Below are 16500 nucleotides of genomic sequence, written 5' to 3'. Positions count from 1 at the left end.
GTATTCCTATTGGTAGCTGACATGGGCTTTTTATTGTCAATATCTTTTTGTGAAAGATTGTAGTAATGCTACGTCTTGTAGGTCCATTACTTCTATATATATATCTAACATATACCATGCAATATTTATTCCATAATATTCAGAAAATACTTTATATAAATTTAAGGAATAAAATAAATATTTTAGAAAGTTTAAACTTTACCGTTTATATGCGAATGTTGTTCAGTAAGCACGAAAAACTTGACGCTAATAGATAACAGATTGATATATTTAACTTTTATAATATAGCGTTTAGGGTATGCTTTAGCAATAAAATAGTAGGTATGAGAAGGATAGGTCGATATTAGGATTGGCTACCATGAGCTAACGCATAGGCACGAATATGATAGTAGTCTGTAGTATGTGATTCATCGCTGGTTAAAGGCATTGTTTGACTGCATATGGCTTGCCCCAACGCCTGCAAACTGGCACCTGTCGTTGCTACATCATCGAACAATAAGAGACGCTTAACAGGGGGCTTCTCAATCAAAGCAAAAGCATTGTCCAAATTGCTTAAGCGCTCCGCTCGTGTCAAGCCTTGCTGACTGACCGTATTGTCAATACGTGCGACGCCTTGCCATAGTGGTATTTGCCAGTGTTTAGACAATTGGGTGGCCAAAACAAGCACAGGGTCAAAGCCGCGCTTGATCAATCGTTGCTCAGTCGTTGGCATCGCAACAATCACACTATTGTTTTTGTGACAGCCGTGAGGACGTGGCAGCTGACGTAAGATATGTAGCAATAATGGCAGCTTGGTCATATTCTCATGGTATTTGAACGCTCTAATCGCTTGCCGTATCGGGTAGTCGTAATAGGTAGCAGCTTGAATCGGTAAGATAGTGCCTGCAGCGATATCTACCGTAAAAGGCTTAGGTAACCAAGTGATACTATGATGACAGTGTTTACAAAGCAGACCATTATTAAAGCGTTGGCGATATTTGGCAATCAAAGAAGGACGGCTTGGTAAAAATTGGGTAGCCGCATCACCCCTACTTTCTACATCCTGTGATGAATTAGCGTGTGCAAGCTGAGCTTGCGGTACGCTACGATAGGTACGACAAAGCTGGCAGCGTATGTCGAAATACTCTGCCAGCCATAATCCTGTTTGATAAGGAGCCAAATAACGCATCATTCACTCTACACGTTGATGCGATTAAAAACCTTTCCAATCATTGAGTACGATACCAAAGCCAATAGACGTGTTTTCATGATTGTAATCTATGAGAGATTCGCCATAACCTTGGAATACCTGCACAAAACCATTGACGTTTTTGGTCAACGGATACACATAATCAATTTGTGCAGCCCCTTTACTGGTACTTGGATTGTAGCGTAAAGTACCGCTGATGCTCTGCTGATTCGCTAAATCATATAGGAATTTAACATCACCATAACCCATGAAATCTTCGATATCTGGATTGTCATCTTCATTGGCTCTTTCATTGCTGATTCGAGTCCATAGACGCGGTATTACTGACAATTTGCCCCACTCAGCACCTGCCATCAAATAAGCACGGTTCCATGAGCGTGATAATGGATCGTCTTGACCATTCGAATGGTGAACTGCACCCGCGCCTAACATACGTAAACGCCCGCCAAATGGTAAATCAGCCGTCACTGGTTGCGTCAAAAATATCTCAGGCTGATAGTCCGTGGCACGGAAAGGTCGAGAGTTGTCTTCATTATAGACCTGCCAATGCGACTCTTGCGTATAACCAAACCATAAATCCGCATTGGTATCAAATAAGTCTTCAGCCACTTTGCTCTTCAAAGACAACTGGAATTTTAGCTCAGTATTGCGTACATCGTTAGAGGTATAAGGCTCTTCGGGCTGTGATGGCGTACTCGGCCCTAAGTTCGGATCAAAGGTATAAAATAAGGGCAATATATAGGTCGGGCGGTATGGTCGAACGGTCCAAGTGCCGCGCTCACTATTTTTATCAAGATCATAGGATAGGCTAAGCGGTGTATATTTTTCTATATCTGTCTGGCTCACACCCACGTCTTCTAATACTTCGGCTTCTCTTTGCGTCAGCCCAACCGTATCTAGGCCGTCCGTAGTTTCGTCATTGGCACTGAGATCAGTCGCTGTAGTATCTGCGGCAACAGCTTTGGCATTTTCTTCACTAAAAACGAATTGCGGATTGCCTGAAATCGTCGTTTTAAAGGTTTTTGCCAAATCGACTGCTTGTTTGTTGTTGACATAGCTCGGCGTGGCACCTTCTGCCGCCACTTTGTCAAAGCAAGCCAGACGCGCAGCACTGGTCTGCACTTGAGTACAATCAAAAAATAACTTAGCTTGCTGATCAACAAGCATTTGGCGATTCTGAGTAGTCGTTACCGGCTTAGCAGTCATTGCTGGCTGCACAGCACCTTGTGCCAAACTGCCATTATCATATTTAAGTGCCGTTTCTGGTATTGGCAACTCATTATAAGTTTGAGCAGCTTGTGCTTGTACAGCAAAACAACTGAGGGCAATCCCAACAGCAATGCTCAAATGATGTTTATTCATCTGAGGTAAGCTATTTTTGCGTGTTTTGATAATATCCATAGACGGACGCTGCGGAGTAGTATGGGAAAACATAAGTGTCCTTTATCTAACTGACCGTATCGGCAGCAGAGTATATAAGATAATGAATATGGCCATCGATAGCATTGCTAGAGCTAAAAATCAATGATATATGGACATCAAAGGTGGTCATTACAATATGTAATGCTCCTTCAGTATTGTTGCTTTATTGTAGTGAAAAGATAGACACTATACTAGCGTTATCGCTATATAATACAAATGTAAATGGATAAAATCGTATCTAAACCAGCGGTTTGGTTATAAATTTTTAAGTACATCAAAAAAGCCAATACACGATCTCAATGGTGTATTGGCTTTTTTTATTCTTTAGATTTAAATACAGCTGAACAAGTTTTGTTAAGTATTAGTTCAGACTTGTCAGTGTCTGCTCAAAATCAGCACGGGCAATCTCGCCTACTTGCTGCTGAACAAATTGACCATCTCTATAATAGAGTAAAGCAGGTGGCCCAAATAACTTGTAACGAGCGAGTACCGCTTTAGAATCTGCAGTCGTTTCTGTGATATCAAGTTTGACCAACTGCCAATCTTGCATTTGTGCTGGACGATTGTGAAATAAATTCTTGTCCATGATGCGACATTCAACGCACCAGTCTGCTGTCAGATCAACGATTACTTTTGGATTTTCGGCAATGATTGAATCAAGCTCGGCAAGCGTGGTAATGTTTTTGTCCGCCGCACCACTGCTGATTACTGGCTGACCATTTGCCGATTGCATCATGGGTGCTGCACTTAATGACGCCAGAGGATGTAAGCTATCATCATTGCCCAATGCTGCGCCTATTATCAAACACACCGCCCAGATACCAACCACTAAGCCCAGCGCTTGAGTGAGCAGACGACCTTTACCAAGCCAGCTCCACGCCCATGTTGCAACGACCATAAACCACAATGCCCACACCATCAGCATGACGGGTGAAATAAAGACCCGTTCGATCAATAATAGGGCAACGGCAAAGAGTAACAAAGCAAAACCGATCTTAACCCAATTCATCCATTCGCCAGCTTTTGGCATGATCTTGCCTTGGGTCGCGCCGATTAAGATAAGCGGGGCTGATAAACCAAAACCAAGCATGAATAACGCTGCAAAACCCAGCAATGGATTACCAATCGTAGACACGGCTAAAAGCGCACCAAACAGCGGCGCGGACACACAAGGTGACACCACCAAGGCTGACAAAAATCCAGCAAGTAAACTGCCGCCTGCACTACCAAGCTTACTATCGCCCGCTTGACTCAAGCCTTGCATCTTATTACTAAGAGCACGTGGTAAGCGAATGCTAAACACGCCCAGCATGTATAAGGCCAGTAGAACAAAAATAATAGCAAAGCTAATAAGGATAATAGGGTTTTGTAACCAACCAATAATCCCTAACGACTCACCAAACACAGCAATCAGCGCACCTAAAATACCGTAAGCGATAGCCACCCCAATGGCGTAGCTGGTGGTCAAGATGACACCGCGTTTTACCGTTGGGTTTTCTTCACGGGCAACGATATTGGCAACGATAGGTAGCATGGGTAATACGCATGGCGTTAAAGCCAAGCCAAGCCCTGCCAAAAATAGTAATACCAATGCCAACCAAGGATGAGACGCCAAACCAAAGGGGTCGCCATCGACCGCATTTTGAGAAGCAAGGGTTACATCGTTTGTGGCAGCGTTGTTCATCGTGCTGCTACTGGTAACCTTACCATCAGCACCAGAGATAGCATTGGTTGCTGCAAGCTCGCCCTCTAAAGCCACGTCATCCATTAACGCATAATCAACAACGTCGTCATCTGCCACACTATCTGCGTCAGTGTTGCTTGCTTCAGTCTCTAGACTACTGGCATCAACCAAATTGGACGTTGCTGTATTCGCTGCTACTGCGCCGTTCGCTGGTGTCTCGCCAGTCGTTGCAATGTTGACTGTGGTTTTGATTTTTTCTGGTGGATAACAAAGCCCTGCTTTGGCACAGCCTTGCCACCCAATCACCACAGCGGCATTGTCTAAGCTTTTGCCACTAGTATTGGTCAAAAGCGTGGTCGCAATCATGTTGGCTTGATCAAATACTGGTACTTGACCAAAAGTTGGATCATCGATTGAAATGGGCGATTGACTAAAGCTAAAAGGCGCTGCACTCACGCCAGCAGGCAAAGTGAGCTTTATTTGGTCTTTATAAACGTAATGACCGGGTGTGATATCAAAGTTGATGGCCAAGCGCGTACCAGACTTGGCAGCGCTGCTACTGCTACTGACTTGAAACGCTTGCTCTACTGGCAAAAACTCTGACTTTGCACCACTTTGATCGTTGCCAAATAAATCACCTAATCCCGCCGCTTGCGTCATGGTCGATGTCGCAGTCAATCCTGTTGCGACAAACGCTGTTGGTAACAGCCCAGCCACTAATGAGCTGCTGCTTACAACAAATGCCAGTAGATAGGATCTTTTAGAAGAATTGCTTACTGTTAGCGATGCGGTTTTTTCTATTGATTTGGTAGACATGGCAGGCTCCCTATTTATTGCTAACATTCTATTCACTACTAATATTCGAGCCAATTTATACAATGTTTATTTGCGTGTTACAGCAATATTGACTGTGGTTTTAAGTTTTTCTGGTGGATAGCACAATCCTGCTTTGGCGCAGCCTTGCCAACCGATCACCACAGGGACATTTTTTGCAGCTTTACCATTCTTGGTGGTTAGTGTGGTAGTCGCCACCATATTTTTTTGCGTAAATACAGGCACTTTACCAAACGTAGGATCATCGATAGAAACAGGCGATTGGCTAAAGGTAAAAGGCGCTGCACTCACCCCTTTAGGAAAGTTCAACGTCAGCTGATTTTTGTACACATAATGACCAGGCGTGATGTCAAAATTGATGGATAACTGCGTACCCTTGGCGGTCGCTTTGGTCATGGTACTTACTTGGAACGCTTGCTCTACAGGCAAAAACTTGGACTGCGCAGCATTATTGTTGCCAAACAGCTCATTTAACCCTGCTGCCTGAGCATTGATGGATACCATCGACAAAGCGGCGATCAGCGCGGCACTCACGATAGCAAACTTACCAGACTGTTTAGAATGACATTTGCCTGTAGTCATGGGTGTCGTTGTTGGTATTTCAATTAACATGAGTAATTACCTTAATGTCTACTTACGATGACAGTTGATTAAAACCTAGCGACTCTGACAACAGCGAAGTCGTTGCCATCAATGTCTAAAATCCTATAATAGGACTATCTTAAATAATAGAACTGTCTTAAAACGTAAGAATATATATGAAATGGCGCTTATTTTATCTACTGATAAAAACATCAACCAATCATAGGATTGATTGATGTATAGCGATTGTCGGACATGACTTAGTCGGTAAACAAGCCACATATCAGAAAATTTCTTGCTGCCAAGGTTTTTGCATTGACGAGTCTAAAACTTATAACGTGGCATAAATATCAGCATCTTGACCTTCACCGCCCTGCTGACCATCTGCCCCCAATGAAAATAAATCGTAAGGTCGGCCTTCACTACCTGGTGCTACATATTGCAGCTCATTCTCCCAGCCATCCGTTGGATAGCCCCCTTTAATATAACCACCATCGGGATAATTTTTGGCCTCGGCGGGTGGCGTAGTCAGCGCTTCTAGCCCTTGTGCCGTGGTCGGATAACGTGAATTATCTACCTTATACATATCGAGCGCATTTGATACCGTAGCCAGCGCAGTCTCAGTCGTTTTAACGCGAGCTTTATCACTCTGCCCAACTACCTTTGGTACTACTAAGCCCGCAAGAATGGCCAAAATAACAATGACCACCATAATCTCAATAAGGGTAAAACCTGACTGATTGGATCGGCTTATTACACTGCGTTGCTGAAAAACAGTTTTATTATCGTGCGTATCATTTGCCTGAACATTGGCAGAATCTATGGTGTACTTTAGTGTTGTATTCACAGGGTTTGTGTCAGTCATAACTTTTGTCATCACGGTTATATACATAGTAAATGTAGTGTCCAAATCGCACTCATTAGCATCATCATAATGAGCATTGAAACCATTATCACTATAAACCATGATTTTGGTTTTATCCAGCATTGCTGGTGGATTGTTATAAACCGTCACCAGCAATACGCGTTATGACTTTATTAAAATATAGGTCATAAAAGTGAGTGTTCATTCGTGCTTACTATAGCGGTATGGTTGTCGTTAACATAGCAGAAAAATGTGCGAATCAAAAATATACTACAGTAAGCAAATCTTAAGAAAGCTAACACAAGATTTAGTAAGATAGAGGTAATAAAAGATAGGTAAAAAACCAGATAAGCGATGAATCTATTTTTTAATAAAGCCAAAGCGACAATGAAAAGATATGGCAATGGCTATTTATTAACCTGCCAAATCGTTCATATTGACGATTGGTAGCATGACTGCCATTACGATAATCATCACCACAACCCCCATCAGTACCAGCATCAGAGGCTCAAGTAGTGACAATAACGTGCTGATAAAGTTAGTCGCCTCAGCTTCTTGCATATTGGCTGCGCGACTGAGCATGTTTTCAAGCTCACCTGAGTTTTCACCACTTTTGATCATTTGTACCATCATTGGGGGAAAGTATGGTGATTTTTCAAGTTGACTCGACAAGCTTGAACCTTCAGTCACTCGATCGGCTGCGACGATAATGGTCTGTTTGATATGCAAATTGGTGGTTACTGCCGCCCCAATGTGTAAAGCTTCGATTAGTGGCACGCCTGAGCGCACCAATATGGCAAGCGTACTGGCGAAGCGCGCAGCATTAAGTCCTTTAGACAGTCGTGCCAATATGGGCAATCTAAGCACCACGCTATCGATGGTCAGCTTGCCAGCATTGGTTTTGGCAAAGCGATAGAATAAAAACGCCATGCTGCCCAACACCAATAGCATCAACCACCACCACTGGGTAATGATGTTTGAAAGCGTCAGCACCACCTGAGTAATCAGCGGCAATGCTTGCTCAGATTGCTCAAACACTTTGACGATTTTGGGCACAACAAAACTCATCAAACCCATGATGACCCCAATTGCCATCACCATCAGTACAATGGGATACACCATCGCGCCTTGAATCTTTTTTTGCAAGGCGAAGCGGTTTTCGGTGTAATCTGCCAATTGGTTGAGAATTAAATCCAAATGTCCTGATTTTTCGCCAGCCGCAATGGTGGCAATGTACAAAGGTGGAAAGCTCGCCGCTTGCTGTAGCGCCCGCGCTAGGCTCAGACCTTCTAGCACATGGGAGCGCACGGCAAGCATTAATGATTTGATATGGGTTTTTGGCGACTGTTTGGCAACGGCTGCCAAGGTTTCTTCAAGCGGAATACCAGCTGCCAATAAGACAGACAATTGGCGTGTGAGTAACGCCAATTCATAAGCAGAGGGCTTTTTGTAGCGGCTTTTATGTTGACTTTGTCGATCATTGACTGCACTGATTTCAACAGGCGTCCACTGCTTATCACGCAATTGCTGACGTACTTGCCGTGCAGAGTCGCCCTCAAGCAAGCCTTTTTGGACACCGCCGCGATCGTCAAGCGCTTTAAAATGATAAGCGGGCATAGCAGCAGATATCCTAAGGTCAACAAACAACGGTACAGGTTTAAGCACCTGCTTTAAGAGCGTCTTTACCTAGCGTATAACATGTTCAAAAAAGTGGGGTAGAATCATTACTGTCTGGCATCAACCCTTGTAATAACAAGACGTCTAGATGCTGCTGTTGCAACTTTTTATCAAAATCATTGACTTCTGCAATGAGCATTCTCTCGATACGCTTGTCACTGGCAAACACACTCAATCGTGCACAAATAACCGCCAGTTGATAAATGCGTTTTTTACAATAACCATCCAATCCTTGTAGCAATCTCACCATATGCGGAGTTTCTAGGCTGGCATAATCATAGTCTGTGATCACTTGCTGACCAAGCGCTGAGACACCATAACTGATCGACAGATGCGCACAAAAGTAGCAACTGAATAAATACCCAACCACATGCCCGATATAGTAGCCGCGATCATAGGTAAAGCTGCTGACACCAAAATGACCGAGGACGTAACTATTTAAACTGCTTTGATCTCGAATCGGTTTGCCATGTTTGAGCTTACCAACAGTGGCAAAGCACAATGGATTGTGTCCATCTTGCGTGGTGAGTTGCCATCCTGCTGGCTGCTGCGCTGGCATATGGCGCACAATATCAGCGATAATATCATCGACCACGTGTAGCTGCTGCCACAAACGCTCTAGTCCATCTGTATCCATCAAACCACGCTTATCGAGCTGCTGGGCGAGTAGGTATTGATGATATTCGGCAAATTGCGATTTGAGTGTTTGGACCAAATAAGTGGGACGTATGGCAGCTGAGGCAAGATACAGTAATCGCGTACGCTCATGTTGAGTGTGATAAAGCGCTACTCGCTGCTCAGCAATACTGCTCTCAGACAACGCAGTAGACGACTCTGCACTGCCTCCGACGGCAGTATTTTCAGCAGTGGTTTGCCCAGCAACGGGTTCTGCCGCATCTGGTAATACAAAGAGTGCCAGTAACGCCGCTTTATCGAGTGCGTCAGTCATTTGACCCTTTGACAAAGGCTCTACCAAACCTTGATTGCCTTTGCTTTTTGTCACATTACGATTGTCACTCGTCTTACTTGATTCGTTGGTAGACGCAGCAGTGCCCTGTTGATTATTGGGGTGTGCGTTTGGCTTTGCGGTCGGTTCAGTCATAACATACCATCAGCAGCAAAAATAAACATCATCTAGATCATACTGCACTATCAGTAATAGGGCGCACTAACAAACTTCTCGTCTAGATGATTCATCCTCCCATAGTACCTGAACACACACACATTGTCAGCTTTGCATCATCAAAATACCACGTGCCAGAACCAGAACGCTTACCTCATTAGAAAGTCATACGTATATACAAAAACAGACATTAAGGGCGTAGTAATTGCCTTAATGCCTGTCTATAGCAAAAAATATCTGATTGTGCTTGGCTAAGCGATGTTTTGTTGACGATATTGCTGACGGTACGCTTTTGGTGATACGCCATAAACACGCTTGAATGCTTGACTGAACGTAGAGTCAGAAGCGTAGCCGACCAGCTCACTGATACGACTGATGCTGTTTTGTTGTAAGCGCAGATACCGCGCGGCAAGGCGTAAGCGGTAATCAATCAAATACGTCAGCGGTGGCACCCCAACCGTCTCTTTAAAACGCTGAGCAAAGCTTGAACGCGACATACCTGCCGTCTCAGCAAGTCTATGGATGGTCCAGTTTTGACTCGGCGCTTCATGCATCGCTGCCAGCGCTTTGGTCAAAAAAGGATCCTTCATGGCTTTGAGCCAATTCTCTGTCGCCTCTGGCAATTTTTCAATGTACACACGCAAACATTCAATCATCATGATACTTGCCCAATGATTGATAATCGCCGTTTTGCCCATGCGCTCGCTCTCTGCTTCCAACGTCAAAAGCTTGATTTCGACATCAATAACTTCAAACCTACCTGATTTCTCATTAATTTCAGGCAAAATGGGTGGCAACATCGACAATAAAGGACGAATCATCTCTTTATCATATTTGCATTCTATCAATATCAACGACGAATTTGGCTCACCATTACCATCGATTTCAAGCGTGTGCTCTTTACAGTGCGTCAGCATCTCATCTAACGGTTTGGCATCATTACCATTGTGATTGAGGGCGTAACTGACATGCTGATAGGCATTGGGAATCATGATGATATCGCCAGCATGCGCTTGTCTTAGGCCATTACCAACATCAATACAAAAGCTTCCAGACATGACTAGATAAAATAAAAGGGTATCCTTTCTAGTAATAGAATAAGACCAATTTCCATTACCATTCAAACGATAATACTTGGTTTCAAACAAATGCACGTTTTGCAACAAGACACTTAATGCGTCCATCAATCACTTCCTCAATTGTACAAGGTCAGTAGTAGCTTATCAAAAATAAGCAAACACCTACCTACTAATTACGATGGCCTTAAACTCACTCAATGTGTAATACATGATGTTTCATTATATTTTTTGCACCAGTTTGATTAAGACTCGTATGGTAGCGGTTGAATCTTATATCAACTAACAAAGTATGGGTATTCAATGAGAGTACCGTCCTATTCTAATACAGCACTTGACCGTTTGTCGCTTTCTATGAAAAGGATCGTCAAATATTTAGAAAAAGTACCGCAACTACTTATTATATTCTTAAATACGAATATATAGAATTTAATGCAAAACCAACCAGACACGCAAAAATGCCAAAGATGGCAGCGGCTGATAATAATAGCACAACATATAATAAGATAAAATCGATGGGAACAAAGAGGGGGTTTTGCAGAATAAAAATGGGGCGACTGATGGGACTCGAACCCACGACAACCGAGATCACAACCCGGGGCTCTACCAACTGAGCTACAACCGCCATAACTGTTGCCAAGGACTGGCAAAATATGCAGGCTAAATGGTGCGCCTGGCAGGGCTCGAACCTGCGACCACCTACTTAGAAGGCAGGTGCTCTATCCAACTGAGCTACAGGCGCTCTTAGGGGCTTTTTATATATTACATCAGTTCAAGAGATATCTTAAACTAAATCATTATACATAAAAAAAAGCCTGTAAGGCTCTTAAAATAGATGGTCGGAGTGATAGGATTCGAACCTACGACCCTCTGGTCCCAAACCAGATGCGCTACCAAACTGCGCCACACTCCGAAATTCTCTATTATCACGATAGTTTGTTAACCAACTCGTTATTGGCAATGCCGCTAACTTGTTAATGTTCCTCGCTATCGAGGTGCACATATTAAGGGGTAAAGCCGATTGTGTCAACACCTATTTTTAATTAATTTAAAATAATTCGCAATTATTTGAAAAATACGCATTATTTATCAAAATACGTGAGACCAAAACTCTTACCAGCCATGATATGCCATCGCCCGTAGCGTGATTATACTATATCTAATTTAGGAAGCAAGCCACTGTTGATAGACCCTGTTAGAACATTGAATGGCATGAGCCACAATTGCGCATGCTCGCGTTCATTGTCAGCGTTTTCGTTCTCATACTGTACTTGTTTGAGTGCAATGGGTTGCCGCACGTCATCTTGAACAGGATAGACCAGCCACACTTGCTGTGCTTGATATGCCTGCGCATAACTTGTCAATTGATAAGCATCACTTGCACTAATCAAAGCTGCGTGAGATAGCGGTTTCCATTTAACATCGATGACATGACTATAGTGCCCTGACACGTTGGTATCAGGCACATCGTTTGTATGGCTTTGGCTGTGATGATGCGCGTGACTCGTGGCTGCCTTATACATCAGCAAATCTGGACGAATAGACAAGCATGCCTGCCCTTCTGCATCGCTGAGCCAAACCCGCTGCGTTTGATACAGCGGTCGGTATTGGCGACTCGTTTGCATAAATGTCGATGCAATGCGCTGACTTACCCATTGTTCAAACGCTTGGTTCATGTCGATTAGAAGGCACAAACGCAGTTCAGATACATTGCTCTTAGAGATTTTTTTTGGAGCGATACCATTGCCTGTGGCCATATCTGATTGCTGTAATAACCAATATGCCAAGTCTAATAATTGCTGCGCCGCTCGTAATTGCTGCGCTTTTAGTGGCTGCATGTCAAGCTGCCGCTTTGCTCGCTGGTAAATCGATGTTAGCTGCTGCCTCTCATGCTGGGTCAGCATAGGTACTTTTTGCCATGCTTGTAAGCACTTGAGCGATACAGATTTAGAAAACATAGGTGCCAATATGACCAAAGCACTTTTAATCACGCGGTTACCCAGCATGTCTTGATGCAACACGCTGCTCTCACACATGAATTTATGCGGCTGCATACTGTTATGCCGAAGCTGCTCTTTGATGAGCAACCGGCCCTGCAATGAAGATTGATTATGCGTCTGTGCCTGATAGTGTCTGGTCGGTTGATAATGTGCCAATCTCTGTAAGAACTGCTCAATCAGCCAATCAGGCAGTGGCAATGTCGCTATGGGCAAAGCTGTCAAATGATGACTCAGTTGACCCAAATTTTTTGTATTGGGTAACTTACAGGGATGCTCACTGCGCTGAGTCAGATCAAACAACATGTTTTGCACCCATTGACGGGTTTTTTCTAATTGGCTCTGATGCGAGGCGGTATGACCAGATTGGTGCTGTATGCGAGGGTTGTCATGATTGGCCATTAGCTTTGGCAATATCTCAAGCATCACGCCACTAGGTAATAAGACGATACCGATATAATGGCCAACCTTTAATTGCCACGCCCCTTGCTTACGCTTAATAGTAAATACTGCAAACTCTTGTGCCATCAGCCAATAAAAATCAGCGCTGTGCATGAAGTCTTGTGCTGTCAGACGTTGATGCTCAAAGACAGTGATGACGTGATTGCTGTGATTGCTGTGATTGTTCGGAAGCGTATCCATCTGGGTGCGACTCGCTTGCATTAACGTAGAATTCTGATTCTGATGGGACTTTTGGCTATTAATCATTGCGCCACATCCTTAATCATACAAACGCTGATAGACAAAGGGCTTGGCAAACTCGCCTGTCTTGGTGATGAGATCTGCATTGATTCTATAATTACCTGTAGTCATCGACTGCGTCAGAAAAGCGTTGTGTCCTGAAAACATTGGATGCTGGGCGGCGGTATTGCTTTGATTGTCCATGTGATGACTTGCGTCATGGTTCATCAGTGCTTGATTGTCTTGAATAAACTGCGCGCTCAGTGGCTGCGGCTCATCTTTAAAAATATATTGTAAAACGGCAACTTGTCCACCTGCTGCTTGTGCCAATTGTGGAATAATTTGTTCACTCAGTGCTATTTGTAATTGTTCAAGGGTGCTCACCGACCATAAAAAAGCATGTCCAAGCTGGGCCTCTGACCCTAAGACTTGCGTAATACGAAGGTTTAAACCCATCAATAATTTGGACAAATCAATCTCTACAGCATCATCAGTCTGTGAGTCTGTGCCAAGAGTAATGATAGGTAACAGTTCAGGCTGCGGTGGACAATCTATAAAACGAAAACGACGACGCAGCGCCATATCAAGTGGCGCCAAAGAATGATCTTGCGTATTCATCGTGGCATAAATATCGACGTTGGCAGGCAAGCTAAAGGGCCGTCCAGAATAGGCGAGATTGACCGTCATCGCATTTTGCATACCAGCTCGTTTATCTGGCTCAATCAGACTGAGCAACTCCCCAAACACACGTGAGACGTTGGCACGATTGATCTCATCAATCAGCACCGCATAACGCTGATCAGGATTATTAGCCGCGCGCTGACAAAGCTTTAAAAATGCGCCTTCTTGGATCGCATAACTCATTTGGGCAGGTATATTATTGGCCTGTATATGACTGTCTTTATTGGGGTGAGAGGTTGTCATGACGGGGCGAATCCCTTCTACGAACTCCTCATAACCATAGGCCTGATGGAAGCTGACCATGCTAAAGCGCTGTTGGCTAAAGCGTCTACCTTGACCGGTATGACAATCCTGCTGCGCCTGCTGAAATTCGGCTAACTGCTGTGATAAGTCCTCTAATAGCGTGAGGCTGTCGGGCAATAAATACCATGCGCCGCTATGGTCTTTGTCAAAATAAGCTTGGCTGGCTCGGTTTTTAGAAACGACTGTTTTTGAATCAGTAGGACTGTGTGTTTGTAGTACCGCCCATGCCGTGTTACTCAAATGATTGTCACGCGCATTTAATGAGGCTTTTGCAATATAAAACTCATGATTGACAAGCTCAGGTACTTTTACTAAGTCTTGCTTTCTGGATTGAAACTCCAAAAATATCAAACACACCACTTCACGCCAGCTCAATTCTTGTAAGAGCTGTACCAGCAAATCCTTATGATTGGTTTTTGGCAGATAATCGGTATAGTCTTTAGCGATTTGTAGCAGTCGGTGAGTCTTACCCGTACCAGCGACGCCTGTGTAGATGATATTGAGAGGCTTATGATGAAACATATCAGGCATGACATTATCCAGCAGTAAAAATTGCGTGAGAAACACATACAACACGCTAAAATCTCACTATTATAGCGCGGCTCGCGACCTAGCATCTAGCTGCCGATACATAAGTAACTGACCTTGCCATTTCTTGTACTTGCTTAGCTTGGTTGAATATTGGGCATTTGGCTAGAGCATAGGACTCAGCCATCGCATTGCATGACTGCGATTTTTTGAGCGCAGCAGTTCATTGTAATAATGGTCGAGATACCTGCGTTAATGTACCATAGTTCAAATAGCTGCTAGGATAAAGCTTGTAAGGTTACGCTTCTCAATCGTGTGAAGTATCACTTTTCATAAGCTCAGCTTACTTGAACGATAGCCGATTGACTGTAAAAACGAGACAGTGCGATTGGAATGAGTCTTACGTAGCCTCTGTATTAGTACGCAAAAAAAATGAGTACCAGTCGCACGCAGCGCTCTTTTATATTGAGCTGACCATACCCTGTCACTAACACGTTGAAACCACTTCACTTTAAGGAATTTTGTATGTCAGGATTATTAAAAAAGCTGCCTATCAAACTGGCAAAAAAATCGCCAACCAAAGTTTCTGACAACGCAAGATTGCCAGTCGAACCATCAAACAGTACGCTCAGACCCATCAGTAACCAATTCACCAAGCTCTTATCTGTCACCAAGTACTTGCCCAACAGTGCGCGTTCTAGCATCTTGTCTAAAGCTTTTGGTAAAGTCGTCCCCTACGTAGGAACGACGGGAGTTTATTACGAAACGGTCGAGCCCAACCAAGTGGTGGTCAGTTTGAATAATACCAAAACGGTTCAAAACCATATCGGGTCTATTCATGCCGTGGCCATCACGTTATTGGCAGAGACAGCCACTGGTTTTATTTTGGGTTTAAACTTGCCCTCTGATCGTGTGCTACTGATTAAGTCGTATTCGGTCAATTTTTATCGCCCGATCAAAAAAGGCCAAATAGCCGCCATCGCCAGTTTATCAGATGAGCAGCGCTTAGATATTTTAAACACCCCAAAAGGTGATATGGTGATTCCTTGCGTGATTCATGACCGTGAGTCTGATAGCGAGCGCGATCCTATCGTGGTTGAGATGACATGGGCATGGATACCCAAAGCCGAGTTAGAGGCGCGTCGCCAAGGCAAAAACAGTGAACCGTCTTAAAAATCGCTACTGATTGTAATAGCGACTCCATGCGTCAGCCGATAATTCAAACCATTAATAACAAAGCCTGCTGCCAATAAGTAGCAGGCTTTTGCTTCATATCTATAAAAACCATGTACCAATCGCTTGACAGCGCGTGCTGGATATATTGATAATCAAAAAAATAATAACTCAGGAGACAGTGATGTCCAAAAATACTCAGCTATTGGTTAAAACATTGTCTCAGGCGTTGCTCATTACGGCCTGTTCCGTAGGATTTACCATGGCGACCAATGCAGCACCCCTAGTAATACCCGCTGCCACTACTGCAAAATCTGGCCCTGTCTTTCTTGGCGAAAGCACTGATTATCCTTTTTCAGAGGCGGTACGCGCTGGCAATACCTTATACTTATCTGGTCAGATTGGCTTAAAAGAAGGTAGGTTAATCAAAGGCGGCATCAAAACTGAAACCAAACAAACCTTAGACAATATCAATGCCACTTTATTAAAATACGGTTATCAAAAGTCAGACATCGTCAAATGTATGGCAATGCTCACCGACATGGACGACTTTGACGATTTCAATAGCGTGTATAAAGCAGAGATGGACAAACCCTATCCTACACGTTCTGCCTTTGGCGTCTCAGAGCTGGCAGCTGGTGCGAGCGTTGAGATTGAGTGTATGGCAATAAAATAATATCGCCAT

Annotated in this window: 12 protein-coding genes and 3 tRNA genes; 2 read left to right on the top strand and 13 right to left on the bottom strand. The window is 43.8% G+C overall.

What is annotated here, in order from left to right; genetic code table 11:
• Window positions 1-343: 343 nt before the first annotated feature.
• The 13 genes from CZ794_RS13040 to CZ794_RS12980 all read right to left on the bottom strand — a co-directional run bounded on the left by CZ794_RS13040 (window position 344) and on the right by CZ794_RS12980 (window position 14645).
• On the bottom strand, window positions 344-1171 hold the full coding sequence (locus tag CZ794_RS13040; RefSeq protein WP_256958986.1) for a ComF family protein: 828 nt from the start codon (window positions 1169-1171) through the stop codon (window positions 344-346).
• A gap of 21 nt (window positions 1172-1192) precedes the next feature.
• Window positions 1193-2623 (bottom strand): phospholipase A, encoded by a 1431-nt coding sequence (locus tag CZ794_RS13035; protein ID WP_087042013.1) that lies wholly within the window; start codon window positions 2621-2623, stop codon window positions 1193-1195.
• Between the two features lie 349 nt (window positions 2624-2972).
• A complete protein-coding gene (gene dsbD, locus CZ794_RS13030) occupies window positions 2973-5111 on the bottom strand; it encodes a protein-disulfide reductase DsbD (protein WP_087042012.1) in 2139 nt (712 codons plus the stop codon).
• 66 nt (window positions 5112-5177) lie between these two features.
• Window positions 5178-5741, bottom strand: coding sequence for a protein-disulfide reductase DsbD domain-containing protein (locus CZ794_RS13025; protein WP_087042011.1), 564 nt, complete (start codon window positions 5739-5741; stop codon window positions 5178-5180).
• A gap of 301 nt (window positions 5742-6042) precedes the next feature.
• On the bottom strand, window positions 6043-6576 hold the full coding sequence (gene gspG / locus CZ794_RS13020) for a type II secretion system major pseudopilin GspG (RefSeq protein ID WP_306298361.1): 534 nt from the start codon (window positions 6574-6576) through the stop codon (window positions 6043-6045).
• Window positions 6577-6990: 414 nt separating this feature from the next.
• Window positions 6991-8193, bottom strand: a complete 1203-nt coding sequence (gene gspF, locus CZ794_RS13015; protein ID WP_087042010.1) for a type II secretion system inner membrane protein GspF — start codon at window positions 8191-8193, stop codon at window positions 6991-6993.
• Between the two features lie 85 nt (window positions 8194-8278).
• The gene (locus tag CZ794_RS13010; protein WP_087042009.1) at window positions 8279-9355 is read right to left on the bottom strand and encodes a hypothetical protein; all 1077 of its coding nucleotides are present in this window, start codon (window positions 9353-9355) and stop codon (window positions 8279-8281) included.
• Between the two features lie 272 nt (window positions 9356-9627).
• Complete coding sequence (locus CZ794_RS13005) at window positions 9628-10560, bottom strand: AraC family transcriptional regulator (RefSeq protein WP_087042008.1); 933 nt, start codon at window positions 10558-10560, stop codon at window positions 9628-9630.
• Between the two features lie 441 nt (window positions 10561-11001).
• Window positions 11002-11077, bottom strand: a tRNA-His gene (locus CZ794_RS13000).
• Window positions 11078-11117: 40 nt separating this feature from the next.
• A tRNA-Arg gene (locus CZ794_RS12995) sits at window positions 11118-11194 on the bottom strand.
• Window positions 11195-11288: 94 nt separating this feature from the next.
• Window positions 11289-11365 (bottom strand) — tRNA-Pro (locus CZ794_RS12990).
• Between the two features lie 235 nt (window positions 11366-11600).
• Window positions 11601-13157: an McrC family protein gene (locus CZ794_RS12985; RefSeq protein WP_256958985.1), complete on the bottom strand. Its 1557-nt coding sequence runs from the start codon at window positions 13155-13157 to the stop codon at window positions 11601-11603.
• Window positions 13158-13169: 12 nt separating this feature from the next.
• Window positions 13170-14645: an McrB family protein gene (locus tag CZ794_RS12980; RefSeq protein ID WP_256958984.1), complete on the bottom strand. Its 1476-nt coding sequence runs from the start codon at window positions 14643-14645 to the stop codon at window positions 13170-13172.
• A gap of 522 nt (window positions 14646-15167) precedes the next feature.
• Here CZ794_RS12980 and CZ794_RS12975 point away from each other — a divergent pair.
• Entirely contained in the window at window positions 15168-15815 is a 648-nt protein-coding gene (locus CZ794_RS12975) for a DUF4442 domain-containing protein (protein WP_087042006.1), read from the top strand.
• Between the two features lie 184 nt (window positions 15816-15999).
• On the top strand, window positions 16000-16491 hold the full coding sequence (locus CZ794_RS12970; RefSeq protein WP_087042005.1) for a RidA family protein: 492 nt from the start codon (window positions 16000-16002) through the stop codon (window positions 16489-16491).
• Window positions 16492-16500: the final 9 nt, after the last annotated feature.

Source organism: Psychrobacter sp. JB385 (assembly GCF_900163785.1).
Lineage (GTDB): Bacteria > Pseudomonadota > Gammaproteobacteria > Pseudomonadales > Moraxellaceae > Psychrobacter.
Note: the sequence above shows the minus strand (reverse complement) of the source record. Positions and strands in the feature narration are given on the sequence as shown.